At 72.3% G+C, this 25,086-nt stretch carries 20 protein-coding genes and 1 tRNA gene; 4 read left to right on the top strand and 17 right to left on the bottom strand.

All coding sequences use genetic code 11. The features are described 5' to 3' along the window. Positions 1-53: 53 nt before the first annotated feature. The 15 genes from ACZ7BZ_RS05400 to ACZ7BZ_RS05470 all read right to left on the bottom strand — a co-directional run bounded on the left by ACZ7BZ_RS05400 (position 54) and on the right by ACZ7BZ_RS05470 (position 17,767). Positions 54-1,454, bottom strand: a complete 1,401-nt coding sequence (locus tag ACZ7BZ_RS05400) for an aspartate aminotransferase family protein (RefSeq protein ID WP_465750331.1) — start codon at positions 1,452-1,454, stop codon at positions 54-56. Beyond that, positions 1,444-3,354 carry a 1-deoxy-D-xylulose-5-phosphate synthase gene (dxs, locus tag ACZ7BZ_RS05405; protein ID WP_470357206.1) on the bottom strand — a complete coding sequence of 637 codons (1,911 nt, stop codon included), beginning with the start codon at positions 3,352-3,354 and terminating at the stop codon, positions 1,444-1,446. The genes ACZ7BZ_RS05400 and dxs overlap by 11 nt, the downstream gene beginning before the upstream one ends. Before the next feature lie 136 nt (positions 3,355-3,490). Further along, positions 3,491-4,519, bottom strand: a complete 1,029-nt coding sequence (gene hpnH, locus ACZ7BZ_RS05410; RefSeq protein WP_380453238.1) for an adenosyl-hopene transferase HpnH — start codon at positions 4,517-4,519, stop codon at positions 3,491-3,493. Positions 4,520-4,521: 2 nt separating this feature from the next. Further along, positions 4,522-5,208, bottom strand: coding sequence for a phosphorylase family protein (locus ACZ7BZ_RS05415; RefSeq protein ID WP_470357207.1), 687 nt, complete (start codon positions 5,206-5,208; stop codon positions 4,522-4,524). Further along, positions 5,205-7,286, bottom strand: a complete 2,082-nt coding sequence (shc, locus tag ACZ7BZ_RS05420) for a squalene--hopene cyclase (RefSeq protein WP_470357208.1) — start codon at positions 7,284-7,286, stop codon at positions 5,205-5,207. Before shc ends, ACZ7BZ_RS05415 begins: the two co-directional genes overlap by 4 nt. Before the next feature lie 7 nt (positions 7,287-7,293). Beyond that, a complete protein-coding gene (locus ACZ7BZ_RS05425; protein WP_470357209.1) occupies positions 7,294-8,382 on the bottom strand; it encodes a polyprenyl synthetase family protein in 1,089 nt (362 codons plus the stop codon). 182 nt (positions 8,383-8,564) lie between these two features. Continuing rightward, positions 8,565-10,007, bottom strand: a complete 1,443-nt coding sequence (hpnE, locus tag ACZ7BZ_RS05430; protein ID WP_470357210.1) for a hydroxysqualene dehydroxylase HpnE — start codon at positions 10,005-10,007, stop codon at positions 8,565-8,567. A gap of 139 nt (positions 10,008-10,146) precedes the next feature. Further along, the gene (gene hpnD, locus ACZ7BZ_RS05435) at positions 10,147-11,004 is read right to left on the bottom strand and encodes a presqualene diphosphate synthase HpnD (RefSeq protein WP_380453310.1); all 858 of its coding nucleotides are present in this window, start codon (positions 11,002-11,004) and stop codon (positions 10,147-10,149) included. A 41-nt stretch (positions 11,005-11,045) separates the two neighbouring features. Further along, positions 11,046-11,993, bottom strand: a complete 948-nt coding sequence (gene hpnC, locus ACZ7BZ_RS05440; RefSeq protein ID WP_470357211.1) for a squalene synthase HpnC — start codon at positions 11,991-11,993, stop codon at positions 11,046-11,048. Between the two features lie 304 nt (positions 11,994-12,297). Continuing rightward, positions 12,298-13,107 carry an ABC transporter ATP-binding protein gene (locus ACZ7BZ_RS05445; RefSeq protein WP_470357212.1) on the bottom strand — a complete coding sequence of 270 codons (810 nt, stop codon included), beginning with the start codon at positions 13,105-13,107 and terminating at the stop codon, positions 12,298-12,300. Beyond that, positions 13,100-14,041 carry an ABC transporter permease gene (locus ACZ7BZ_RS05450; RefSeq protein ID WP_380453252.1) on the bottom strand — a complete coding sequence of 314 codons (942 nt, stop codon included), beginning with the start codon at positions 14,039-14,041 and terminating at the stop codon, positions 13,100-13,102. The genes ACZ7BZ_RS05445 and ACZ7BZ_RS05450 overlap by 8 nt, the downstream gene beginning before the upstream one ends. Before the next feature lie 143 nt (positions 14,042-14,184). Then, a complete protein-coding gene (locus ACZ7BZ_RS05455) occupies positions 14,185-15,084 on the bottom strand; it encodes a glycosyltransferase family 2 protein (protein WP_380453254.1) in 900 nt (299 codons plus the stop codon). Between the two features lie 49 nt (positions 15,085-15,133). Next, on the bottom strand, positions 15,134-15,871 hold the full coding sequence (locus tag ACZ7BZ_RS05460) for a CDP-alcohol phosphatidyltransferase family protein (protein ID WP_470357538.1): 738 nt from the start codon (positions 15,869-15,871) through the stop codon (positions 15,134-15,136). A 91-nt stretch (positions 15,872-15,962) separates the two neighbouring features. Next, complete coding sequence (locus ACZ7BZ_RS05465; protein WP_380453256.1) at positions 15,963-17,024, bottom strand: iron-containing alcohol dehydrogenase family protein; 1,062 nt, start codon at positions 17,022-17,024, stop codon at positions 15,963-15,965. Beyond that, the gene (locus tag ACZ7BZ_RS05470; protein WP_380453258.1) at positions 17,012-17,767 is read right to left on the bottom strand and encodes a phosphocholine cytidylyltransferase family protein; all 756 of its coding nucleotides are present in this window, start codon (positions 17,765-17,767) and stop codon (positions 17,012-17,014) included. Before ACZ7BZ_RS05470 ends, ACZ7BZ_RS05465 begins: the two co-directional genes overlap by 13 nt. Positions 17,768-18,256: 489 nt before the next feature. On the opposite strand from ACZ7BZ_RS05470, the gene idi reads away from it, so the two are divergent. Next, complete coding sequence (gene idi / locus ACZ7BZ_RS05475; protein ID WP_470357213.1) at positions 18,257-18,907, top strand: isopentenyl-diphosphate Delta-isomerase; 651 nt, start codon at positions 18,257-18,259, stop codon at positions 18,905-18,907. A gap of 26 nt (positions 18,908-18,933) precedes the next feature. On the opposite strand, the gene ACZ7BZ_RS05480 is transcribed toward idi, so the two are convergent. After that, positions 18,934-19,509, bottom strand: a complete 576-nt coding sequence (locus ACZ7BZ_RS05480) for an ATP-binding protein (protein ID WP_470357214.1) — start codon at positions 19,507-19,509, stop codon at positions 18,934-18,936. 372 nt (positions 19,510-19,881) lie between these two features. On the opposite strand from ACZ7BZ_RS05480, the gene ACZ7BZ_RS05485 reads away from it, so the two are divergent. Beyond that, positions 19,882-19,966: transfer RNA gene (locus tag ACZ7BZ_RS05485), tRNA-Leu, on the top strand. A gap of 296 nt (positions 19,967-20,262) precedes the next feature. Beyond that, positions 20,263-21,924 (top strand): APC family permease, encoded by a 1,662-nt coding sequence (locus ACZ7BZ_RS05490; RefSeq protein ID WP_470357215.1) that lies wholly within the window; start codon positions 20,263-20,265, stop codon positions 21,922-21,924. A 92-nt stretch (positions 21,925-22,016) separates the two neighbouring features. Here the strand turns inward: ACZ7BZ_RS05490 and ACZ7BZ_RS05495 are convergent, their stop codons facing one another. Further along, entirely contained in the window at positions 22,017-22,991 is a 975-nt protein-coding gene (locus ACZ7BZ_RS05495) for a class I SAM-dependent methyltransferase (RefSeq protein WP_470357216.1), read from the bottom strand. A 601-nt stretch (positions 22,992-23,592) separates the two neighbouring features. Here ACZ7BZ_RS05495 and ACZ7BZ_RS05500 point away from each other — a divergent pair. Further along, positions 23,593-25,026, top strand: a complete 1,434-nt coding sequence (locus tag ACZ7BZ_RS05500; protein WP_470357217.1) for an aldehyde dehydrogenase family protein — start codon at positions 23,593-23,595, stop codon at positions 25,024-25,026. Positions 25,027-25,086: the final 60 nt, after the last annotated feature.

Raw genomic sequence — 25,086 nt, forward strand, 5'->3', positions numbered from 1 at the left:
TGTCTCCCACGGAGTGGGAAGTCGGCCCGTCCGACCTCCCACTCCGCGCAGCGTCAGCGGTTGCCCACCGCCTGCTTCACCAGCGTCCGCCCGAAGTCCCACATCAGGCCGTTCCCCCGGTGCGCCTCGTCCATGATCTCCGTGAACGCGTCGACGAACCGGTCCACGTCCCGATCGGTGATGATCAGCGGCGGGATCAGCTTGATCACCTCCAGGTGGTCCCCGGACACCTGGGTCAGGATCCGGTGCCGCTGCAGCAGCGGAACGACCACCATCTGCGCGAACAGCCCCTTGCGCGCCGCCTGCAGGGCCGTCCAACCGGTGCGCAGTTTCAGCGACTTGGGCCGGCCGAACTCGATGCCGATCATCAGCCCGCGGCCGCGCACCTCGGCGAGCAGCTCGTACCGGTCGATCAGCGCCGCCAGCCGCTCCCGGAACCGGTCGCCGACCTGCCGGGCGTTCTCGACCACCTTCTCCTCGCGCATCACCTCCAGGGTCGCCAGCCCGGCCGCCATCGCCTGGGCGTTGGACCCGAAGCTGGCCGAGTGCACCAGCACCCGGTCCATCGAGGAGTACACCTTCTCGAAGATCCAGCTCTTGCCGAGCGTCGCCCCGATCGGCACGTACCCGCCGGAAAGCGCCTTGGCCGCGCACACCAGGTCGGGCAGCACGCCCTCCTCGTGCTGGTAGGCGAAGAACTCGCCGGTGCGGCCGATCCCGGTCTGCACCTCGTCGCAGATCAGCAGCGCCTTGTGCTCGTGCAGCAGCGCCTGGGCGGCCCGCAGCCAGCCCGGCGGCGGCGCCTGGACGCCCTTGCCCTGGATCGGCTCGACGATCAGCGCCGCGACGTCCCCGCGCTTCAGCTCCTTGGCCAGCGCCCCGATGTCGCCCAGCGGGATGGCGGTGTCCGGCAACAGCGGGTCGAAGCCCTTGCGGAAGCCGCCTTCCCCGTTGACCGACAGCGAGCCGGTGGTCAGCCCGTGGAAGGCGTGGTCGGCGTAGAGGACGCGCTTGCGGCCGGTGGCGTACCGGGCGAACTTCAGCGCGGTCTCCACCGCCTCGGTGCCACTGTTGCCGAAGAACACCCGGTCCAGCCCGGGCGCGTACGACAGCAGCCGCTCGGCCAGCAGTCCGGGCAGCGGCGAGCAGTCGAAACGGACCAGGTCCGGCAGGTCGAGGTCCATCACCTGCTGGACCGCCGAGCGCACCGCCGGGTGGTGCCGGCCGAGCGCGAAGATGCCGAAGCCGGCCAGCATGTCGAGGTACTCGTTGCCCTCGGCGTCGTAGAAGTACTGGCCCTCCGCGCGCTCGTAGTACTTGTCGAAGCCGATGGTGTGGAGCATCCGCGGCAGCTGCGGGTTGAGGTAGCGGCTGTGCAACTCGTAACGCTCACCGCCGCGTTCGGCGAGGAGGGCGGCGAGGTCGAAGGCTGGGCGGTCTGGGTCAGCCGGCATGGCGCGGGTTCGCTCCTCGAGTCGGTAGCAGGTTCTTGACGAAGACGGCGGCCTGGGCCGCGACCCCGGTGCCGGTCAGGCCGGCCTCCTCCAGGATCTCGCCGCGGGCGGCATGGCCGAGGAACTCCTGCGGCAGGCCGAGCACCCGGACCGGAACGTCCACGTCGGCGTCGCGCAGCGCCTGGGCGACGGCCGAACCGACGCCCCCGGTACGGCCGTTGTCCTCGACGGTGACCACCAGCCGGTGGGCGGCGGCGAGGTCGGCCAGCGCCGGATCGACCGGCTTGACCCAGCGCGGGTCGACCACGGTCGCGGTGAAGCCCTCGGCGAGCAGCAGCCGGGCGGCGTCCAGGCAGGCGGAGGCGGTGGCGCCGACGGCGACCAGCAGGATCTCCGGGGCCGGTCCGGTGCGCAGCAGCACGTCCGTCCCGCCGATCCGCTCGACCGCCTTGATCACCGGCCCGACGTTGCCCTTGGGGAAGCGGATGACGGTCGGCGCGTCGTCGACCTCGGCGGCCTCGCGCAGCTGGGCCCGCAGTTGCTCGGCGTCGCGCGGCGCGGCGAGCCTCAGCCCGGGGACGACCTGCAGGATCGACAGGTCCCACATGCCGTTGTGCGAGGCCCCGTCCGAGCCGGTGACCCCGGAGCGGTCGAGCACGAAGGTGACGCCCAGCCGGTGCAGGGCGACGTCCATCAGCACCTGGTCGAAGGCCCGGTTCAGGAAGGTCGCGTACACCGCCACCACGGGGTGCAGCCCGCCGGTGGCCAGACCCGCCGCGCTGGTGACGGCGTGCTGCTCGGCGATCCCGACGTCGAAGGTCCGGTCCGGGTAGGCCTTGGCGAAGGCCGCCAGTCCGACCGGCTGGAGCATCGCCGCGGTGATCGCCACCAGGTCGGGCCGCTCGGCGCCGAGCGCGAGCAGTTCCTCGCCGAACACCGAGGTCCAGGAGACTCCGGCGCTGGGCGAGATCGGCAGGCAGGTGTACGGGTCGATCGGGTTGACGGCGTGGAAGCGGTCCGCCTCGTCCTGCTCGGCGGGCCGGTAGCCGCGCCCCTTGACGGTCAGGCAGTGCACGATGACCGGGCCGCCGAAGTTCCGGGCCTGCCGCAGCGCCTGTTCGACCGCGCCCAGGTCGTGGCCGTCGATCGGCCCGAGGTACTTGAGCCCTAGGTCCTCGAACATGCCCTGCGGCGCGAAGGCGTCCTTTAAGCCCTTCTTGGCGCCGTGCAGCGCGTCGAAGATCGGCTGCCCGACCAGTGGGGTGCGCTGCAGCGCCTCCTTGCCGAGCGCGAGGAAGCGCTCGTAGCCCTGGGTGGTGCGCAGGGTGGCCAGATGGTTGGCGAGGCCGCCGACGGTCCTGGCATAGGAGCGCTCGTTGTCGTTGACGACGATGACCAGCGGCCGTTCACGGGCCTCGGCGATGTTGTTGAGCGCCTCCCAGGCGAGCCCGCCGGTGAGCGCGCCGTCGCCGATCACCGCGACGGTGTGCCGGTCGTGCTGGCCGAGCAGCTGGGCGGCCTTGGCGAGCCCGTCGGCGTACGAGAGCGCGGTGGAGGCGTGCGAGTTCTCGACCAGGTCGTGCTCGGACTCGGCCCGCGAGGGGTAGCCGGACAGCCCGCCCTTCATCCGCAGCTTGGAGAAGTCCTGCCGGCCGGTGAGCAGCTTGTGGACGTAGCTCTGGTGGCCGGTGTCGAAGACGATCCGGTCGTACGGCGAGTCGAAGACCCGGTGCAGCGCGATGGTGAGCTCCACCACGCCGAGGTTGGGCCCGAGGTGGCCGCCGGTGCGGGTGACGGCGTCGATCAGGAAGTCGCGGATCTCGTCGGCGAGCTGCGGCAGTTCGGCGGCCGGGAGCTTGCGCAGCTCGGCCGGGGACGTGACGCGGGAGAGCAGTGACATGGGTACACCTCACGACTCGGATGTGGTGCGGTGGTGCCTCCGCCCGGCGGGGCGGGGCCGGCCCGGGCACGACGGCCCGGGCCGGTCGGGAGCTCTGGGCGGGACGGCTTCGGGACGGGCGGCGCCCGGCCCGGGCTCAGCGCCCGCGGTTGGAGCTGACGGTCTCGGTGATGGCGCGCAGCGACTGCTGGAGCGAGCCCATGGTGGCGAGGACGGCGGTCGGCTCGTAGCCGCAGTGGGCCATGCAGTTCTCGCAGCGCGGGTCCTTGCCGCGCCCGTACTTGCTCCAGTCGGTCTTCTCGACCAGCTCCCGGTAGGTCGGCACGTAGCCGTCGGCCATCAGGTAGCAGGGCCGCTGCCAGCCGAACAGCGAGTAGTTGGGGATGCCCCAGGGGGTGCACTCGAAGTCGGCCTTGCCCTCCAGGAAGTCCAGGAAGAGCGGGCTGTGGTTGAGGCGCCAGCGCTTGCGGTTGCCGCCGGCGAAGGCTTTGCGGAAGAGCTCCCGGGTCTGTTCGACGCCGAGGAAGTGCTCCTGGTCGGGGGCCTTCTCGTAGGCGTAGGCCGGGGAGATCATCATCTCGTCGACCTTCAGCTCGTCGTTGAGGAAGTCCAGCACGTCGATGACGGTTTGCGCGGTGTCGGTGTTGAAGAAGGTGCTGTTGGTGGTGACCCGGAAGCCGCGCCGCTTGGCCTCCTTGATCGCAGCCACCGCCTCGTCGAAGGTGCCCTCCTTGGCCACCGACTCGTCGTGCCGTTCGCGCAGGCCGTCGATGTGCACCGCGAAGGTGAAGTACGGCGAGGGCTTGAACTTGTCCATCTTCTTGCGCATCAGCAGCGCGTTGGTGCAGAGGAAGACGTACTTGCGGCGTTCCACCAGCTGCCGGACGATCTCGTCGATCTGCGGGTGCATCAGCGGCTCGCCGCCGGCGATCGAGACCATCGGGGCACCCGACTCCAGGACCGCGCCGACCGCCTGGGCGACGGGCATCCGCTGCTTGAGGACGCCGGCCGGGTGCTGGATCTTGCCGCAGCCCTCGCAGGCGAGGTTACAGGCGAACAGCGGTTCCAGTTCGACGATCAGCGGGAACTTGTCCCGTCGCTTGAGCAGCTTCTGCTGCATCAGGTAGGTGCCGACCCGCACGGTCTGGCGCAACGGCATGGCCATGGCTAGCTCGCCTCCTGGGGGAGCGTCGAGGATGTGGGGTGGTTCAGGTCTGCGGAGCCGGGGCGCGGGCCCGGCTCCTGCCGGTACCAGTCGACCAGGGCGGGCACCGTCGCCCGCAGGGTCCGCCAGGCGCGCACCCCGGCCGGCAGCGTGCCCAGCCGCAGCAGTTCGTGCTCGGGGGTGTCCACCACCACCCGCAGTACGGCGACGGGCAGCACCGGGCGCACCTCCCGCAGCGCGGCCAGGACGGCGGCGGCCTCCATGTCGACGGCGAGCGCTCCCTGGAGGTGCAGGGCGCGCCGCTCGATGCCGCGCACCACGTGGTCGGCGGTGTGGTGCACCCCGGTGTGCGCGGTCAGGCCCCGCACCTTGAGCGCCCGGGCCAGCTCCGGCCCGGAGTCGACCGGGTAGAGGTGGCCCTCGGCGTCGCGCACGCCGTCCGCGGCCACCACGTCGCCCGGCGCGACGCCCGGCCCGACGGCGGCGCCGAAGCCGGCCACCACGACCGCGCCGTAGCCGCCCGGGGCGGAGCCGAGCAGCCGCCGCACGGCCGTCCCGGCGCGCCGCCGGCCGACCCCGGTGCGCAGCAGCACCGGTGGCCCGCCCGCCGCGCCGCGCCAGTCCCCGCCGCGCAGGGCCCACACCTCGGGGCCCAGCGCGCAGAGCACCAGCAGCGGGGCGGTGGTCACCGTGAGGCCCCGATCGCCGGGGTGCCGCCGGGCTTCACCATGCCGGGGCTGCCGTTGAGGTACCGGCCGAGCGCGGTGACCGGGAAGACCAGCCGGTACAGGTGGTAGTTGATGGAGAAGTCCCACGGGAAGCCGGTGCCGGTGAACTGCGGCTCGTCCCAGGTGCCTTCCGGCAGCTGGGTGCGCACCAGCCACTCCACCCCGCGCTCCGCCGCCGGGTTGGCCCGGCCGTCCGGGCCCTCGCCTGCCGCGAGCAGCGCCATCAGCGCCCACGCGGTCTGCGAGGCGGTGGAGTCGCCGCGACCGGCCCAGCGCGCCGGGTCGTCGTAGGAGCGCATGTCCTCGCCCCACCCGCCGTCGGCGTTCTGCCGGTCCTCCAGCCATCGCACGGCCCGGCGGATCGCCGGGTGCTCGTCCGGGACGCCGGCCGCGACCAGGGCGGGCAGCACCGAGCCGGTCCCGTAGATGTAGTTGGTGCCCCAGCGGCCGAACCAGGAGCCGTCCGCCTCCTGGTTGCGCAGCAGCCACTCGATGCCTCGCCGGGTGCGCGGGTCGCGGGCCCGGCCGGTCTCGGCGAGCATCTCCACCACGTGGGCGGTGACGTCCGCGGAGGGCGGGTCGACCACCTCGCCGAAGTCGCAGAACGGCAGCTTGTTCGGCAGCAGGCTGGTGTTGTCGACGTCGAAGGCGCCCCAGGCTCCGTTCTTGGACTGCATGCCGAGGTTCCACAGCACGCCCCGGTCCACCGCGGCGTCGACCTTGGCCGGGTCCGGGTGGGCGACCCGGCGCAGCGCCAGCACCACCTCGGCGGTGTCGTCGATGTCGGGGTAGGTGTCGTTCTCGAACTCGAAGGCCCAGCCGCCGGCCGGGAGCCCGGGCCGCTGGACGGACCAGTCGCCCTGCTTGCGGATCTCCTCGCCGAGCATCCAGTCGACGGCGGAGACCAGCGCCGGGTGGTCGGCCGGCAGGCCGGCGTCGACCAGCGCGATGGTGGCCAGGCAGGTGTCCCAGACCGGGGACTGGCAGGCCTCCATCCAGCGCATGCCGTCCTCGGTGTGCACGGTGAAGCGGTCGAAGGAGGAGAGCCCGGCCTTCATCACCGGGTGCTCCAGCTCGTAGCCCTCCAGGTGCAGGGCGATCAACGAGTAGACGGCCGGCGGCTGGATGCCGCCCCAGCAGCCGTCGGCCTCCTGCCGCTCGACGATCCAGCGGCAGGCCTGGGCGACGGCGAGTCGGCGCAGCGGCCGGAAGGCCCGGCGGTGGTAGGCGTGCAGCACCTTGTCAAGACGCTCGAACATGCCGTCCCAGCTGGTGACGGGGGCGAGCGGCCGGTCGGGGTACGGGTGGTCCGGGTCGGTGTGCAGCTCGGTGAGCGCGAAGGGGGCCCGACGGACCGGGCGGTGGGCCGAGACGATGGTCAGCGGGACGATGGTCTGGCGGGCCCAGCAGCCGAAGGCGTAGATGTTCAGCGGCAGCCACTTGGGCAGGAAGATGATCTCGGGCGGCATCTCGGGCAACCGCTCCCAGGGCCACCAGCCGAAGAGCGCGAGCCAGATCCGGGTGAACACCCGGGCGGCCGCGATGCCCCCGGCGGAGCGGACATAGCGCGCGGCGGCCAGCATGTGGGGGGCGTCGGGGTCGTCGCCGGCGAGCTTGAGGGCGACGTACGCCTCGACGGTGGTGGACAGCTCGGCCGGCCCGCCGTGGAAGGTGGCCCAGGTGCCGTCCTCCCGCTGCTTGGAGCGGATCCACTCGGCGGTGGCCCGGGTCAGCTCCTCCGTCCTGATGCCCAGGAACTGGCGGAGCAGTAAGTCCTCGGCGTCCATGGTGACGTTGGTCTCGAGGTCGCCCTTCCACCAGCCCTCGGACGACTGCAGCGAGAGCAGGTGGGTGGTGGCGCGCGCCAGGGCCTCGCGCGCGTCGCCGGGCTGCCGGTCCGCCTCACCGGCCGGCCGTGGCCGGTCGGTGTCCTCGGGCTGCCACCGCCCCGCGCCCAGCAGGGCCGGGGGGCGGTCGCCCACCGCGACCGGCTCGGGATCGTACTCAGGGTCGAGCCGGCCGTCCGCGGTTGCTGTCAACGTAACGTCACCTCTCTCGTACCACCACGAATTCGGCGAGTGCGACGAAGTGCTCGCGCACCCCGTCGGACATGGGCACCTCGTCCAGGGCGGCGAGGGCAGTCGTGTGCTGGCGGCGGGCCTCCTCCTGGGTCCAGGTCCTGCCGCCGGCCTCCTCGATCAGCGCGGCCCGGGCGGCCAGCTCGGGCTCGCTCTCCTCGCCCCGGCCCTTCGGGTCGGCGAGCTGCTCGGCCAGCCGGCGCGAGGCGGCCCCGCCCTCGGCGAGGGCGGCGGCGACCGGCAGGGACTTCTTGCGCTGGCGCAGGTCGCCCCAGTGCGGCTTGCCGGTGACCTCGGTCGCGCCCCAGATGCCCAGCAGGTCGTCCACCGCCTGGAAGGCCAGGCCCAGGTGGTGGCCGTAGCGCTGGAGCGCGTCGGAGACCTTGTCGTCGGCCCCGGCCAGGACGGCGCCGATCGCCGAGGCGGCGGCCAGCAGGGCCGCCGTCTTGCCGCCCTCCATCTCCAGGCATTCGGCGACGGTGACGCTGTCGCGCTGTTCGAAGGCGACGTCCATCGCCTGGCCGTCGATCAGGCGGCGGGTCGCGGTGGTGAGCAACCGGACGGCCCGCGCGGCGTCGGCGGGGCTCGCGCCGCCGGTCACCGCGGCGTCGAGCAGCACCTCCGTGCCGAGCGTCGCCAGAGCGTCGCCGACCAGGATCGCCTGGGCCGGTCCGAAGACCGTCCAGGCGGTGGCCCGGTGCCGGCGAGTCTCGTCACCGTCCATCAGATCATCATGGAGGAGGGAGAAGTTGTGCACCAGTTCAACCGCAACCCCGCCGGGGACCCCGACCTCGGCCGCCGCACCGGCCGCCTGGGCGGACAGCAGGGCCAGCGCGGGCCGTACGGCCTTGCCGCCGTCGCCCTCCACCGGGGTGCCGTCCCGGTCGATCCAGCCGAAGTGGTACGCCGCGACCATGTCCATCGGTGCGGCCAGACGGGCGATGGTGGCCCGTAGCGGCGGAGTGCAGAGCGTACGGCTGCGGGCGAGCAGCTCCGGCACCGAGACCGGTTCGGCGTGCGCCGTGCCTCCGACGGCGAAGCCGGTGCGTGACTCCACGTGCGTTCCCTCTCCCTCGTGGTGCCGGACCGCACGGGGCGGTCGGCTGCTGTCGGTGCGGCTGGTGCCAGTGCGGGTGGTGCCAGTGCGGGTGGTGCCAGAGCGAACGGTGTCGCTACGGCCGCTGGGGCCGACGGTACGCCCGTCGGCTCTGGCGGGCTCCCCGGCGACGGGGCCCGCCGTCACCTCGGCCACCGCCCGTCGGCCCGGTCCACGGGCACCCGGGCGCCGGCCGCGGCGAGCACCGCGTCGGCGGCGGCGTGACCGCTGCGCACGGCGCCCTCCATGGTCGCGGGCCAGCCGGTGGCGGTCCACGCGCCGGCCAGCAGCACCCCGGGGACACCGGTGGCGGCCGGCGGGCGCAGTGCGGCACTGCCGGGAGCACCGTCGAAGGTGGCGGTGCGCTCCCGGGTGACGAAGAAGTCCAGCACCTCGGCGCCGGCGGCGGCCGGGAGCAGCCGGGCCAGCTCGGGCAGGTAGCGGTCGCGCAGTTCGGCGACCGGCAGGTCGATCTCGTCCTGGACGGCGGACTGCGAGAGCGCCAGGTACTGGGCGCCGGGGTGGGCACGGCCGATCGGGGTGCCGACCAGGCCGGAGTGGGTGGTGCGGTCGAACACCCACTGGACCGGGCTGCCGAGCGCGGCGAAGAACGGCCGGCGCAGCACCTTGCGGTCGTAGACCACGTGCACGTTGAGGATCGGCGTGGTGCCGAGGTCCGCCAGGCGGTGGGGGACGGCACCCGGCGGCAGCAGGGCGGCCGCGGTGTCCTGGGCACCGGCCAGCACGACGGTGTCGGCGGTGAGCAGCTTCCCGCCCCCCAGCTGGCCGCCCTCCAGCCGGACGGCGTGCTGGGGGGTGGCCGGCTTGAGCTCCGCGACCCGGGTGCGAAGCAGCACCCGCACGCCGACGCGTTCCAGCTCGGCGAGCGCCCGGTCGTGGTGGATCACACCCAGCGGGACGGCGGCGATGCCGATGTCGGAGGCCCCCGGGTCTGAGAGCAGCCCGGTCTTGAACACCATCGCGGCCAGCGCCAGCGAGACCTGGTCGGCCGGGGCGTTCAGGGTGGCGACGCCGACCAGGTCCCAGAGCGCGGCCGTGGTGGCGGCGTTCTGCCCGTTGCGGCGCAGCCACTCGCCGAAGGAGAGCCCGTCCAGCGCCGGGTCGGCGAGGTCCAGGCCCTTCAGGGCGAGCGCCCCGCGGACCACCCGGGCCCGGTCGCCCGGGGACAGGTGCGGGTAACGGGCGAGGCTGCCGGCCAGGTGCAGCGGGACGGGCAGGCCGGCCCGGCGCAGCCGGCCGAGTGTGCGCACCGGGGCCTCGGCAGGGCCGCTGACGGAGAGCACCGGGACGTCCAGGCGGTCCTGGATGTGGGTCATCCGGGCGGCGCCGAGGCGCTCCAGCAGGCCGCGGTAGGCGGTGCAGCAGCGCAGGAAGACGTGCTGGCCGTTGTCGACGGTCAGCTCGCCGCGCTGGAAGGAGAACGCCAGGCCGCCGAGCCGGGGGCGCCCCTCGGCGAGGGTGACGTCATGGCCCGCCTCGGCCAGTCGCAGTGCGGTGGTGATTCCGGCCAGGCCGCCGCCGACCACGACGGCGGCCGGGCGCGCGGCATCGGCTCGCCCGGTCATCAACCCTCCCCCTCGCAGTCGCCGGACCGCCCGGCGGCGGTCGCTGTGGCCGGCACTGTCGTGCTCGGCACCGTGGCCAACACGCTCCCACCCGGATGTGATTCCCCGCTGACACAGCGTGACAGAAGCGTGGCGAGAATCAAGAACGCCCCCCGGCGAGCCCGGAAAGCGCGACGTACGCCTTCTCCCAGCCCGGGAGCGAGACCCGGCCGCGCAGCACCGACTCGGGGTCGGCGGCGATCCGGCCGAGCAGCCGGTGGTAGATCCCGGCCATCGCGGCGGTGCAGGCGCGGCTGCGGCGGTCGAGCATCGGCAGCAGGCGCAGGCCCTCCTCGAAGGCGGCCTGGGCACGGGCGGCCTCGAAGGCCACCAGCCCGGTGAAGTCGGCGCCGACCGGCGGCTTGGGCAGCGCGAAGCCCTGCTCGCAGCCGAACCGGACCAGGTCCTCGGTGGGCAGGTAGGTACGGCCGGTCAGGGCGTCCTCGCGCAGGTCGCGCAGGATGTTGGTGAGCTGCAGGGCCAGGCCCAGGGCGTCCGCGTAGTGCGCCCCGCGCTCGGGGTCGTCGCAGCCGTAGACGCCCAGCGAGAGCCGGCCGATGGCGCCAGCCACGCAGCGGCAGTAGACCTTGAGCTCCTCGTACGTCTGGTACTCGGCGCCCTTGAGGTCCATCTCGACGCCGTCGATCAGCTCGTCGAACCCGCCGAGCGGGATCGGGAAGCGCCGGGCCGCGTCGGCCAGGGCGACCTTGATCGGGTCGGTGTCGTCCTCGGCGACCGCACCGGAGCGGACCTCGTCCACCAGCTCCCGGGTGCGCACCAGCGCCTCGGCCTTGCGGTCGGCCGGGAGGTCGCCGTCGCCGATGTCGTCCACCCGGCGGGCCAGCGCGTACAGGGCCGACATGGCCAGCCGCTTGGGCTCGGGCAGCAGGCGGATGCCGTAGCTGAAGTTGCGTGCCTGCAGTCCGGTGACTGCCTCGCAGTACCGGTACGCCGCCATGACCGGGGCCGACGCCAGTGGTGATGCCGCCACTCGGGCGTTCACCTTCCCTTCGCGAAGATGGCCGCCGCCTTCGCTGCGAGGCGGCGCTTGTCCGGCTTCGCCTGCTGCGCGAGCACGTCGAACCCGGCGTCCTCGATGGCCGCCAGGGCCGCGTAGCCGCCTGCGGTGAATCCCGCCAGGAGCAGTCGAAGCCTCCCCCGAACCGTACCTACCAATGGTGCGCCGCGGTCGAGCAGGGTGCGGGCCCGTTCGGCCTCGAAGGCGATCAGCTCCCGGACGGCTCCGGTCGCGCTGGGGGCGGCGAGCTCCTCCTCGGAGACGCCGAAGCGTTCGAGGTCCTCGGTGGGGAGGTAGATCCGGCCGCGGGAGAGGTCCTCGGCCACGTCCTGCAGGTGCTCGACCACCTGGAGGGCGGTGCAGATCGCGTCGGAGAGGGCGATCCGTTCGGGGGTGGAGACGCCCGCGATGGCGAGCACCAGGCGGCCGACCGGGTCGGCGGAGAGCGTGCAGTAGCCGACCAGGTCCTCGTAGCCGGCGTAACGCGCGGTGGTCTGGTCCACCCGGTTGGCCTCGATCAGACGGCGGAACGGCTCGGGGGTCAGGGCGTGCCGCTCGGCCACCGGGACGAGGGCGCTCATCAGCGGGTGACGGGGGCGCTCGGCGTCGCCGGAGTGCAGGGCGGTCTCGAAAACCCGGTCGAGGTCGCGCTCCAGTCCGTCGAGCAGGGCGAGCCGGAACGAGACCTCCGCCGGGCTCGGCGGCCCGGACTGGGCCGAAGGGGTGGCGGGGGGCCGCCGTTCGAGCCCGAGCAGGGCGGCGGTGGCGGCCGGGTCGGCCAGGTCGCCGTCACCGGCGTCGTCGACCAGCCGGGCGAAGCCGTAGACGGCCATCAGGTCGTCGCGCCAGGCCGCGGGCAGGAAGAAGGGGGCGACCGGGAAGTTCTCCGCCCCCGCCTTCTCCAGGGTCTGTCCCGCGGAGGGGTTCACCGGCGTATCTCTGGGCTGGGCCGAAGCCGACACTGCAGTCACTCCCCCGTTCTACACCGCTCGGTACCACCGGTCCGACTCGGACACGCGTCCGAGCGCGGGCGTCACCTACGGCACACCACCCCCGCGCCCCCAGCCTGACACCACGCGCCGCGCCCGAGAAGAGCGCCCCGCCCGGCGCACGGTGGCGCTCACCCCCGCGGCGGCGGGCCACCCGGGGTAGGGCCTGTCCGGCGGCGGCACGCCGAAGGGCCGGCGCCGGAGTGTTCCGGGGCCGGCCCTTCGGTGCCGGGACTCTTCGGGGCTACGGGCGCTCGCCGCGCTCGTACCGGCCGACGACCTCCTCGGTCGGGCCGTCCATGACCAGCTCGCCCGCCTCGATCCAGATGGTCCGCTCGCAGACCTCGCGGATCGAGTTGTTGTCGTGGCTGACCAGGAAGACCGTACCGGCGGAGCCGCGCAGCTCGTCGATGCGCTTCTTGCTGCGCTGCTGGAAGGCCTGGTCACCGGTGGCCAGCGCCTCGTCGATCAGCAGCACGTCGTGGGTCTTGGCAGCGGCGATCGAGAAGCGCAGCCGGGCGCCCATGCCGGAGGAGTAGGTGCGCATCGGCAGGGAGATGAAGTCGCCCTTGTCGTTGATCCCGGAGAAGTCGACGATGTCCTGGTAGCGCGCCCGGACGTCGGCCGGGGACATTCCCATCGCCAGGCAGCCCAGGACGACGTTGCGCTCGCCGCTCAGCTCGTTCATCAGGGCCGCGTTGACGCCCAGCAGCGAGGGCTGGCCGTTGGTGTAGATGCCGCCCTTCTCGGTCGGCAGCAGGCCCGCGATGGCGGCCAGCATGGTCGACTTGCCGGAGCCGTTGGAGCCGATCAGGCCGACGGCCTCGCCCTTGTACGCGGTGAAGCTGATGCCCTTGACCGCGTGCACCTCGCGCACGCCGGCGGCGCGCTTGCGGCTGATGATGCGGCTCAGCGCCGAGGTGGCGCTGCCCTTGCCGGAGCCGGCGCCGTGCACCCGGTAGACGATGTGCACGTCGTCGACGACGACGGTGGGCTCGCGGGCCACCTTGGTGTCCGCAACGGTGTCGCGCTTGCTCAGGTCGGTGTCAGCCACGGCCGTACTCCTCCTCGGCCTTCCAGAAGAAGACGTATCCGATGACGAACATGCCGACCGCCCAGGCGATGCCGTAGGTCCACTGGTGCGCCGGCAGCGACTGGTGCACGGGCTGGTGCTTGTTGTAGATGATCGGCGCGAAGGCGTGCCGCAGCAGGTCCATGTAGACCGAGGCCGGGTTCACGTTGCAGAGCACCTGGATGTAGTGCGGCCAGCTGTGGACCCGGTCCTGGATGCTGAACATCACGCCGGACAGGAACATCCAGGCCCGCATCACGAACGGGATCAGCTGGGAGATGTCACTGGTCTTGGCCCCGATCCGGGCCATGATCAGCGAGACGCCGGTGTTGAACATCGTCTGCAGGAGCAGAGCCGGGATGATCAGCAGCCAGGTGGAGCCCGGCGTGATGCCCGCCGCCAGCACGGTGACGACCAGCACCACCATCGAGATCAGCAGCTGCTGGAGCTGGATCACGGTGAAGGCGATCGGCAGGCTGGCGCGCGGGAAGTGCAGCGCGCGGATCAGGCCGAGGTTGTCCGAGATCGCCCGGGTGCCGGACTGCACGGCGTTCTGGGTGAACTGGAAGACGAAGACACCGATGCAGAGCCAGGCGATGTAGGTGTTCGGCGGGAAGCCTTCCTTGCTCTTCAGGATCACGCCGAAGACCAGGTAGAACACACCGCAGTTGAGCAGCGGGGTCACGACCTGCCAGAGCTGGCCCAGCTTGGCGTCCGTGTACTGGGCCACCAGGCGGGCGGTGGCGAAGGCCCAGATGAAGTGGCGCCGGGCCCAGAGCTGCTTGGTGTAGGCGAACAGGCCCGGCCGGGCACCGCTCACCGACAGGCCGTACTTGTCTGCAAGCTGCTTGGGGGTCAGGCCCGCGTCCGCCCCCCTCGGGGCTGAGAGGCTGACGGGTTCACTCACTGTCGACACATTCGTCCTTCGCGCGGGATCTGTCGGGGCGGCCGGTCGGCGGGGGTCCGCCGGCCTTGCGCCGATGGGGATCCACTGGGATCACGGGGGAGGTTCCGGCCGGTGTGTGGCCACCGGCCGCGGCGATCGATCGCTCGATCCAATCAGATGATCGGAGGTCGGCCCATCCTGGTCAGTCGCCAGACGGTCCGCCATCGCATGGGCCGCCGCGGACCGCAGGGTTCGCGGAAGCCCGCCCGGAATCCGCCCAGCCAGGCCTTCAGCCCCTCCGCGGAGGGGCGTCGGGCCAGGGTCAGCAGAAACCAGGTTCCCAGATAGAGAGGCACCAACGGGGCCGGAAGGTTCCGCCTCGCGAGCCAGACCCGGTTACGGGCCACGTTGTGGAAGTAGGCGGCGTGCCGGGCCGGCGAGGTCGCGGGGTGGTGCAGCACCACGTCCGCCCGGTAGTCGATGGCCCAGCCGGCGTCCAGTGCGCGCCACGCGAGGTCGGTCTCCTCGTGGGCGTAGAAGAACTCGGCGGGCAGCTGCCCGGCCTGCTCGAACACCTTGCAGCGCACGGCGCTCGCGCCGCCGAGGAAGGTGGTCACCCGGGAGGAGCGCAGCGGGTCGCTGGCGCGCAGCCGGGGGACGTGCCGGCGCTGGGTGACCCCGGTGTCCGGGTCCTCGATCCGGAAGGACACGATGCCCAGCTCCGGGTCGGCGGTGAAGGCCTCGCGCAGCAGGCGGGCCGAGTCGGTGCGCGGCAGCAGCCCGTCGTCGTCCAGGAAGAGGACGGCGTCCACCTCCCGGCCGTGCGGCCCGAACAGCTCGATGCCGACGTTGCGCCCGCCCGGGATGCCGAGGTTCTCCGGCAGCGCGACGGTGCGCACGCCCGCGGGCAGCGGGGGCAGCTCGACGCCCTGGCCGACCACGGCGAACTCGACCGCCGGGCCCTCCTGGGCGCGGACCGACTCGATCAGGGCGTTCAGCTCGGCGGGCCGGTTGCCCATGGTGATGATGACGACGCCGAGACGGAAGTCCGCCGCGGTGGTGGAAGTGCTCATGCCCGCGCGCACCTCTCGATCATGGACTCGCTCCGCTCGTTCATCTCGTTCACCGCAGCCTGCTCGAGAGGACGATGCTCAGCAGGTGCAGCACGGTCTGCAGCATGGCGATCGCGGCCAGCACCACGACCGCGAGCCGGGTGAAGAACAGGCCGCCGTGCAGGGTGTCGGCGATCCCGGCCGCCAGGATGAACAGCGAGGCCTCGACCGCGCCGACCAGGCGGTGGAACTTCAGCAGCGAGGCGGCCCGGCGGGCCCTGGCCACCGAGGCTGAGCGCGGCACCGAGGCGCTGTCCTCGACGGCCGTCATACCGCTGCGGGCGCGGGCCACGTCCACCAGGTCCGTCTCGGACTTGATCAGGATCGCCCCGAGCGCGGCCAGCGTGCCCAGGAACGCCCACTCCCAGTGGGAGCCGCTGCCCTCGCGGTGCAGCAGGTCGGTGGCGCGCAGGCCGAGACCGGTCAGCAGGGCCGCCTCGGACATGTAGTGGCCGACCCGGTCCAGGTAGACGCCGGTGAGCGAGGTCTGCCGGCGCCAGCGGGCCACCTCGCCGTCCACGCAGTCCAGCAGCAGGTAGACCTGGATCAGCAGGGCGCCCAGGACGGCGCCGGTGATGCCCGGCACGACCAGCGCGGCGCCGGCCAGGATGCCGGTGAGCATCATCAGGTAGGTCAGGCCGTTGGGCGTGATCGCCGTCATGGTGGACAGCACGCGGGTGATCCGCAGCGAGATCTTCCGCATGTACAGGCGCCCGGCCCAGTGCTCGGCGCTGCGGCGCTGGAGCATGCCCTCCGGGTGGATCACCGCGCGCAGTTCCTCGATCGAGGGCCGGCGGGTCAGGTCCACCGGGGGCCGCTCGGCGCCCGCGGTGGAGGGGTCAGCTGTTGACGGCTTGGACATAGTCGGCGTACGCGTCCCTGATTGCGGAAGGGGAGAGGTCGAGGTGTTCGAGGATGGTGAAGCGCCCCGGGCGGGTGTTGGGAGCGTAGTGCACCGCCTCGGTGAACTCCGCCTCGGTGAAACCGATCTGAGCCGCGGTCACCGGCAGGCCGTGGCTCGCCAGGCGCTCCACGATCAGACCGGTCAGCTCGCGCTCGCCCCGCAGGAAGCTGGCGAACGCGGCGCCGAGGCCAACCTGTTCGCCGTGCTGGGCGGAACGCTTGGGGTACAGCACGTCCAGGGCATGCGAGATCTCGTGGCAGGCGCCCGACGAGGGCCGGGTGCTGCCCGCGATGTTCATCGCGATGCCGGACAGTACCAGGGCTTCCGCGAGGGCCGTCAGGAGGTCCTGGTCCTGAATGTTTCCTGGGTGCCGCAGCAGGTTCTCGCCCGCCGAGCGGGCCATCGCCACGGCCAGTCCGTCCACCGGTTCGCCGGTGACCGCGTGCGACAGCTCCCAGTCCGCGCAGGCCGAGATGTTGGAGATCACGTCGCCGATCCCGGCCGCCACGAAGCGCTGCGGGGCCTGCCGGATCACGTCCAGGTCGACGATGATGCCGATCGGGCCGGGCACCCCGTAGGAGCCCCGGCCGGCGTCGTTGTCGAGGGTGGAGACCGGCGAGCAGATGCCGTCGTGGGCCAGGTTGGTGGCGACCGCGACCACCGGCAGGCCGACCCGGGCGGCGGCGTACTTGGCGGCGTCGATGATCTTGCCGCCGCCGAGGCCGACGACCGCGTCGTAGTGCTTGCCGCGCATCTCCTCGGCGAAGCGCACCGCGCTGTCGAGGCTGCCGTCGTCCACGTTGAACCAGTCGGCGCCGGGCAGGGCCGGCTCCAGGCGCTCGCGCATCGCGGCGCCGGAGCCGTTGCTGATCGCCACCGCGATCCGGCCCGAGGCCGACAGCCGCTGGTCCGCCAGGATGCCGCCGAGCGCGTCCAGCGCACCCGGGCGGATCTCGGCGAACAGCGGCGACGGGACCAGTCGGGTCAGTACTGGCACGCGATCTCCCGCGCCTTCGCCAGGTCGTCGTGGTTGTCGACCTCGACCCAGGACACCTCGCCGATCGGCTGCACGTCGATCCGCAGGCCCCGGTCGACCATCTCCTGGTAGCCGTCCTCGTAGTACAGCTGCGGGTCGCGCTCGTAGGTGGCGCGCAGCGCGTCGGTGAGGTCGGCGGCGGCGGCCGGGTTGATCACGGTGACGCCGATGTACTCGCCGGTCGCCTCGACCGGGTCCATCAGCTTGGTGATCCGGCGCATGCCGGCGGCCGGGTCGACGACGACCTTCATCTCCTCGTCGGCGAGCTTCTTCACCGTGTCGAGGGCGAGCAGGATGCCGGGGGCCGCACCGTTCTCGGTGAGGCGCCGGTTGCCCTCCAGCATGGTGCGCTGCACCGAGGCCGGGTGGACGGTGTCGCCGTTGGCCAGCAGCAGGCCCTCGGCGAAGAGGTCTCGGGCGCACCAGAGCGAGTACGCGTTGTTCCACTCCTCGGCCTTGTCGTTCTCGACCAGGTGGAGCTTGACGCCGTACTTGTTCTCCAGGGCGTCCTTGCGGTCGTACACCGCCTCCTTGCGGTAGCCGACGACGATCGCCGCCTCGCGCAGTCCGACCTCGGCGAAGTTGCCGAGGGTGAGGTCCAGGACGGTCCGCTCCCCGTCGACCGGCACCAGCGCCTTGGGCAGGGTGTCGGTGTACGGGCGCAGCCGGCGGCCGGCGCCGGCTGCCAGAACGAGGCCGATCATGCGGGGTCTCCTGATCCGTCGTGCGTCGTGCTGTGCGCGCGGGGACGTGCCGACGGGTCCGGCGGCGCTGTTGCCCACCGGACCGGCGTTCGGCCGGGCCCGGCGGCGGCGCGCCGGACCGGCACAGATCCGGGCAGCGTGTCGTAAGCGATGGTAGGCGACCCGGACGACCCGCCCGAACCCGGCCGGAGACGGTGAGGTGGCGGCGGAGTGGAGGAGCGGTGATCGAACAGGATTGGAACGGATGCCGAACTGGCCTTCGGGACGAATGACCCTTCCGGGGGCGTCCCGGACCGCTCCCTGCACGGATCGGGACGCCCCCGGGCCATGATCCGCCCGGTTCTGCGTGGGACCCGTCCGGACCGCCACCCATACGGCAGACTGGAGCCCGACGCCGGCGCCGGTGCCCCCGCTGCGTCCCGCGCACCCCACCAGGTGCCGCACGACGCACCCGATGCTCCCGTTGCTCCCGCTCCCGAAAGAGGCCCCATGCCCCAGAGTCCGCCGACCGACCCGACACACTTCGCCGCCGAGATCGACACCGGCCTGGACGTGGAGACAGACGTGACGGCCGATCCCCGGGCCTCCGCCGCCCCCGCGGGCAGCGAGATCCTGCTGGAACTGGTCGACGACGAGGGCGTCACCATCGGCACCGCCGAGAAGCACTGGGCCCACCAGCAGCCGGGCCGGCTGCACCGGGCCTTCTCGGTGTTCCTCTTCGACCGCCAGGGCCGGCTGCTGCTGCAGCGCCGGGCGCTCAGCAAGTACCACTCCCCCGGAGTCTGGTCGAACACCTGCTGCGGGCACCCGTACCCGGACGAGCGGCCGTTCGTCGCCGCCGCCCGACGCACCGCCGAGGAGCTGGGGGTCGCACCGGCGCTGCTCTGCGAAGCCGGGACGGTCCGCTACGACCTGCCGGACGAGGCCACCGGGCTGATCGAGCGGGAGTGGAACCACCTGTTCGTCGGGCTGGTCACCGCACCGGTCGAGCCGGCCCCGGAGGAGGTCGACGACGTCGCCTTCGTCACCGCCCAGGAACTGCGCGAGCTGCGGGCCGAGCGGCCGTTCTCGGTCTGGTTCGAGACCGTCTTCGAGGCCGCGCTGCCGGGGATCCGGGAGATCGCCGGCCGGGACTGGTAGCGGCCGCGCCCCCGTGGGGGCCGCCGTCAGTGCCCGGGCTCCGGGGGGACGGGCAGCGAGGCCCAGATGACCTTGCCGCCCTCCCCCGTGTGCTCGACGTCGCACACCCCGCCGGCCTGCAGGGTGATGCTCTTCACCAGCAGCAGGCCGCGACCGCCGGTGCGGGCGGTGTCGCTCTCCAGGGCCTTCGGCCGGTACGGGTCGCCGTCCTCTACCGAGACCCGCACCCAGCCCCGGCGCACCGACAGCTCGGTGGTCACCTCGGGTGACAGCTCGGCCGCGTGCTTCACCGCGTTGCCGACCAGCTCCGAGACGATCAGCAGCACGTCGTCCACCAGCTCCTGGTAGCGCACCCCGGCCATGCCCTGGGCCAGCAGGCGGTCGCGCACCGCGTGGCGGGTGCGCGGCACGGAGGCCTCGACGGCGGGCACCCGGAAACGCCACACGCCCTCGACGGGACCACCGGCGGACTGCCGCCCGCCGGCCCGGCTGCCGGGTCTCGACTCGGCCTTCGCCGCCCCGCTGATCTGCTCCACGTCCAGCCGCCCTTCGTCCGCTTCGTCAGCTACGTCCGCGATCCGGGAATCAGGCGATCCGCTCATGGCGCCCTCGGTCCACAGAGGCTAGGAGAGCGGTCGGCGCGGCCGGGGCAGGGTCGACAAGTTGCCCGTGTCGGATCGGTTCCGACTGGGTTCGACCGTTGGCTGGGGCGGAACCGATCGTTTGCTTCGCGCTCACCATCGCTTCGGACGGGATTCGAGCGCGTACGCGAGGGGTTCCAGCCAGTCCGGGCAGGCCGGGCGTCCCGGTGGGCGCGCGGTCGGGCTCGGGGGGCGCGGGTGGGGCGCGGTGGGGGCCGGGCCCGGAGGCGTCGTCGGGGCCGAGGAAACGCAGGTGAGAAGCACTCCAGAACCCTGGTAATGTTCTCTCTGTCGCCGAGGGGGCGAGAGAAAAGACCCCGAGGCACACACCCTGTCCGGGTGGCGGAATGGCAGACGCGCTAGCTTGAGGTGCTAGTGCCCTTTATCGGGCGTGGGGGTTCAAGTCCCCCCTCGGACACAACCGAAATTCCCCGTGGAATCCGAAAGGATCCCACGGGGAATTTCCTTTTCCCGGCCGCGGCCGGCCCTCTCCCTTGATCCACTGCCGGTCGGCGGTGTGGCGTCGGTCTCGCTGAGCGGTCCGAAGGGTCCGAAAACCGGACACGAGATGGCAACGATCGGGCGGTTTGAGCTTCCCCTGAGGTTTTCGCCCCATTTCGAACCATAGGCTGCTGGGGTTTGTCCGGAATACCGACTCAAAACCGTAAAAGCACCGACACCATCCGCTGAACCCCGAGCGAGAGGACCGATACGTTGAGTGAGCCCGATTCGTCGACGGCATCACACCAGAACTACCGCCGATCGCTCGGCACGATCAGCCTGACAGCGGTCGGGCTGGGGTCGATCATCGGTTCCGGCTGGCTGTTCGGTGCCGAGCGGGCGGCCAAGCTGGCCGGCCCCGCCTCGATCCTCGCCTGGGTGATCGGCGCCGCCGTGGCGCTCACCATCGCCCTCACGTACAGCGAGCTGGGTTCGATGTTCCCCAAGGCCGGCGGCATGGTCCGGTACGGCCAGTACTCGCACGGCTCGCTGGCCGGCTACCTGGCCGCCTGGGCCAACTGGATCGCCATCGTCTCGGTCATCCCGGGTGAGGCCACCGCGTCCGTCCAGTACATGAGCTCCTGGCACTTCGGCTGGGCCAAGGGCTTGTACGACGGCAAGGAGCTCACCCTCAGCGGGGTGGCGTTGGCGAGCGTGCTGCTCGTCGTCTACTTCGCCCTCAACTGGTTCGCGATCACGCTGTTCGCCAAGACCAACACGGCGATCACCGTGTTCAAGGTCGTCGTGCCGACGCTGACCGCCGGTGCCCTGCTCTTCGCGCACTTCGACACCGCACACTTCACCGACCACGGCGGCTTCGCGCCGAACGGCTGGAGCGCGGTGTTCACCGCCGTCGCCGTCTCCGGCATCGTCTGGGCCTTCAACGGGTTCCAGTCGCCGCTCAACCTGGCCGGCGAGGCCCGCAACCCGGGCAAGTCGCTGCCCAAGGCCGTCATCGGCTCGATCCTGATCGCCCTGGTGATCTACGTCGCGCTGCAGATCGCCTTCCTGGGCGCCATCCCGGCCGGTGACCTGTCGCAGGGCTGGAGCAACCTCGCCTACACCTCACCGCTGGCGGACCTGGCGATCGCCTGGGGCATGAACTGGCTCGCGATCGTGCTGTACGCGGACGCCTTCATCTCGCCGTCCGGCACCGGCATGATCTACGCCGCCACCACCTCGCGCATGATCCACGGCGTGCAGGAGAACGGCCACCTGCCGAAGATCTTCGGCAAGGTCGACGCCAAGACCGGCATCCCGCGCCCCGCGCTGCTGCTCAACCTGGTGGTCGCCTTCCTGTTCCTCGCGGTCTTCCGCGGCTGGGGCTCGCTGGCCGAGATCGTCTCGGTGGCCACCGTGATCTCGTACATCACCGGCCCGGTCGCGGTGATGGCGCTGCGCCGCCTCGCCCCGGACCTGGCGCGACCGGTGAAGCTCAAGGCCATGCCGGTGATCGCTCCGGTCGCGATGGTGTTCGGCTCGCTGGTGCTGTACTGGGCCCGCTGGCCGCTCACCGGCAAGGTCATCCTGCTGATGGCCGCCGGGCTGCCGATCTGGGCCTGGTACGAGCTGCGCAAGCCGTTCGCCGAGCTGAAGCCGCACCTGAAGGCGGGTGCCTGGATGGTCGGCTACCTGTTCGTGATGGCCGGGACCTCCTGGGCCGGCAGTGCCGACTTCGGCGGGCACGGCTACCTGCCGGAGGGCTGGGACCTGCTGATCGTGGCCGCGATCGGGCTGGCATTCTACCACTGGGGCGTCGCGAGCGCCTGGGCGAACCCCTCGCTGGCCGAGGTGCGTCGTGAGCTGGAGGCCGAGGCGGCGGCTGAGATCGCCGCCGGGGGCGCCGCCGGGGCTGCGGAGCCTTCGCGGGTCTGAGCTGGTAGGTGCTTCCGAAGGGCCGGTCGGATTGTCCGACCGGCCCTTCGGCATTGGTGGAGTGGGGCTGGGAGGAGAAGTGGCGGGGCCGGTCAGCCGCGGCGGGCGCGGCGGATCGCGGAGGCGACGACCGGGGGCAGGAGGTCCTTGGCGGCGCGCTTGGCGACGTTGACCGGGCGGCGCGCCTCGGCGGCGCGGGCGCGGCGGACGGCGAGGTCGAGCGCGGCCTCGTCCTGGGCCGTCCGGAGCGAGCCGCGGGACTCCGGCTGCCCGCCGCCCAGTCGCTGCAGGTAGCGGGAGCCGCGGAACGGCCGGATGCCCTCCGAGCTGCCGGTCATCCGCAGCAGTTGCCGGCCGTCGAGGGTCTCGGTGCTCAGGTGACAGCCGGCCGCGAGGTCCACCCGGTCGAGCAGGTCGCGCTGGAACGGCTCCGGGTCGCCCCAGGTGCCGTAGAACTTGCACTCGGTGAGCATGATCGGCCGGAGGCCGTGGTTGAACACCGCCTCCCAGGTCGCGGCCGCGACGCCGGGGGTGTGCTGGGAGCGGTAGTCGTCCAGCACCACGACGCCCTGGTCCTGCAGCGCGGTCCGGGCCACCTGGAGGTCGCCCACCACGTGCTCGTAGAGGTGCGAGGCGTCGATGTGGATGAAACGGTACGCCCCGGCCGCGACCCGTCCGCCCGCGAGCACCGAGGTCGGGGCCTGGATGATCTCCGGCAGTTCCTCGTGGAAGGCCAGGTAGTTGGTCTCGAAGGCCGACCGGGTGAGGGTCTTGCGGTAGGAGATGGACATCTCGGTGGAGTTCTCCTCGTCCGGGGCGTCCGAATCGAAGAGGTCGCAGACCGTGAAGGTCTCGCCTGGCCGGAGGTGCTCGCCTATCACGATGGCGCTGCGGCCCAGGTAGGCGCCCATCTCCATCAGGTCACCCGTGACGCCCTGCTTGGCCTGCCGGCCGAGGAACCACTCGAAGGAGTGTCGGTCGTGGTCCCAGAACCATCCCGGGACGTCTTCCAACACGGTCGGTTCGCCGGGCTGCCGCGATTCGCCCTTCAACGCGGTGTCGGTCACGGGATGCTCCTTAGCGGTACGGATGACCTGCGGGTTCTGAGCCTCACCTCGGCGCGGTGAGGGCCTTCCCGGCCACGGGGACGAGCCGGGCAACCGGCCGTACACGAGTCGACCCCCCACCGACAGTAGGCCCCACCACGGAGTTCGCTGCAATCTACAGCGGGTGCCCGGGCGATGAGGAGGCCTTTCGCGTCTCGAATTGTGGAACCGCGGAACCCGCGGGGCCGCCGCCGGAGGGGACCCCGGCCGGCCCGGTGGACCCGTCCCCTTGTGTCCCGGTCTGGGAGCCGACGGGTCGGTATGACGGGCCGTCGGCCGGTGAGTCGGTCGAGGAGTCGGCGAGGAGCGGGCCGGGTGCCGGGCTCGGGAGTTCGACGGGCGTGCCGTCAACTCTGCTTCAGGGTAAGGCCGGTGGCGGGCGACGGCGGTGCGGTGGTGGGGATCGAAGTGTCTCCGCCGAGCACACCGGGCGGTTCGCCCCTGGGTGACCGGCCGGTCCACGCGGCGGGGTCGACTCTTGCGCGCGGCCGGACAGCCGCCTTGACTGAGCTCCCGACTAGCGCTGTTAGTTAAGACGGCTGACCAGCTGAGAGGACGACCCGTGCAGCAGCAGGATCACGCGGAGCACCGCGACCAGTACATCGACGGCGCCTGGCGGCCCTCCGGGGACTCCGGGTCGATCACCGTGCTGAACCCGGCGAACGGGCAGGTGCTCGCCACCGTGCCGGCGGGCGCGGCGGCCGATATCGACGCCGCGGTCGCGGCGGCCCGCCGGGCGGCCCGGGGCTGGGCCGGCACCACCCGCGAGGAGCGGCTCACGCTGCTGACCCGGCTGCGGGACGGGATAGCCGAGGCCCAGGGCGAGATCACCGCGACCGTGGTGGCCGAGCTGGGCGCCCCGGTCGGCTTCGCCGGGGCCGTGCACGCCGGGCTGCCGCTGACCGTGGCGACCTCCTACCTGACCCTGCTGGCCGAGCACCCCTTCGAGGAGCGGATCGGCAACTCGGTGGTGCTCGCCGAGCCGGCCGGGGTGGTCGCGGCGATCACGCCGTGGAACTACCCCTTGCACCAGATCGTGGCCAAGGTCGTCCCGGCGCTGGCGGCCGGCTGCCCGGTGGTCCTCAAGCCGGCCGAGGACACCCCGCTGGTGGCCCGGCTGTTCGCCCGGCTGGTGCACGAAGCCGGCTTCCCCGCCGGCGTGTTCAACCTGGTGACCGGCACCGGAGCGGTCGCGGGCGCGGCGCTCGCCGCCCATCCGGAGGTGGGCGTGGTGTCCTTCACCGGCTCCACCGCCGTCGGCCGGGAGGTCGCCGAGACGGCCGGGCGCGGGCTGAAGCGGGTCACGCTGGAGCTCGGCGGCAAGTCCGCCAACGTGGTGCTGCCGGGTGCCGACCTGACCCGGGCGGTGAACGTGAACGTGGCCAACGTGTTCGCCAACTCCGGTCAGACGTGCAGCGCCTGGACCCGGCTGCTGGTGCACCGGGACCAGTACGAGGAGGCGCTCGCGATCGCCGCCAAGGCCGCCGGGAAGTACGTGCCGGGTGACCCGGCCGACCCGCAGACCCGGATCGGCCCACTGGTCAACGCCCGGCAGCTGGACCGGGTGCGCGGCCATCTGGAGGGCGCGCTCGCCCAGGGCGCCCGGCTGGTGGCCGGCGGCCCGGAGCCACTGGCCGGGCTCCCGGCCGGCTTCTACGTCCGGCCGACCGTCCTCGCCGACGTCACCCCGGACATGGCGGTGGCCCAGGAGGAGGTCTTCGGCCCGGTCCTCACCGTGCTCGCCTACCGCGACGAGGACCACGCCGTCGAGATCGCCAACGGCACCGACTACGGCCTCGCGGGCGGCGTCTGGGCCGCGGACACCGCCACCGCCGCCGCCTTCGCCCGTCGGCTGGACACCGGCCAGGTCGACCTCAACGGCGGCCGGTTCAACCCGCTGGCCCCGTTCGGCGGTTACAAGAACTCCGGGCTCGGCCGCGAACTGGGCCGGCACGGGCTGGAGGAGTTCCTGACCTACAAGTCGCTTCAGTACTAGTCGGGTTGGCCCGGGGCCGCCGAACCGCTGGTCGGTGGCCCCGGGTCGGGACATTTCCGC

Source organism: Kitasatospora sp. NPDC036934 (assembly GCF_055608425.1).

Excerpts from the sequence above, each read along its gene's own strand:
- ACZ7BZ_RS05400 (WP_465750331.1), bottom strand. The coding sequence starts at position 1,454 with ATGCCGGCTGACCCAGACCGCCCAGCCTTCGACCTCGCCGCCCTCCTC.
- dxs (WP_470357206.1), bottom strand. The coding sequence starts at position 3,354 with ATGTCACTGCTCTCCCGCGTCACGTCCCCGGCCGAGCTGCGCAAGCTC.
- hpnH (WP_380453238.1), bottom strand. The coding sequence starts at position 4,519 with ATGGCCATGCCGTTGCGCCAGACCGTGCGGGTCGGCACCTACCTGATG.
- hpnE (WP_470357210.1), bottom strand. The coding sequence starts at position 10,007 with ATGACCGGGCGAGCCGATGCCGCGCGCCCGGCCGCCGTCGTGGTCGGC.
- hpnD (WP_380453310.1), bottom strand. The coding sequence starts at position 11,004 with ATGGCGGCGTACCGGTACTGCGAGGCAGTCACCGGACTGCAGGCACGC.
- ACZ7BZ_RS05455 (WP_380453254.1), bottom strand. The coding sequence starts at position 15,084 with ATGAGCACTTCCACCACCGCGGCGGACTTCCGTCTCGGCGTCGTCATC.
- ACZ7BZ_RS05460 (WP_470357538.1), bottom strand. The coding sequence starts at position 15,871 with ATGCTCCAGCGCCGCAGCGCCGAGCACTGGGCCGGGCGCCTGTACATG.
- ACZ7BZ_RS05470 (WP_380453258.1), bottom strand. The coding sequence starts at position 17,767 with ATGATCGGCCTCGTTCTGGCAGCCGGCGCCGGCCGCCGGCTGCGCCCG.
- idi (WP_470357213.1), top strand. The coding sequence starts at position 18,257 with ATGCCCCAGAGTCCGCCGACCGACCCGACACACTTCGCCGCCGAGATC.
- ACZ7BZ_RS05480 (WP_470357214.1), bottom strand. The coding sequence starts at position 19,509 with ATGAGCGGATCGCCTGATTCCCGGATCGCGGACGTAGCTGACGAAGCG.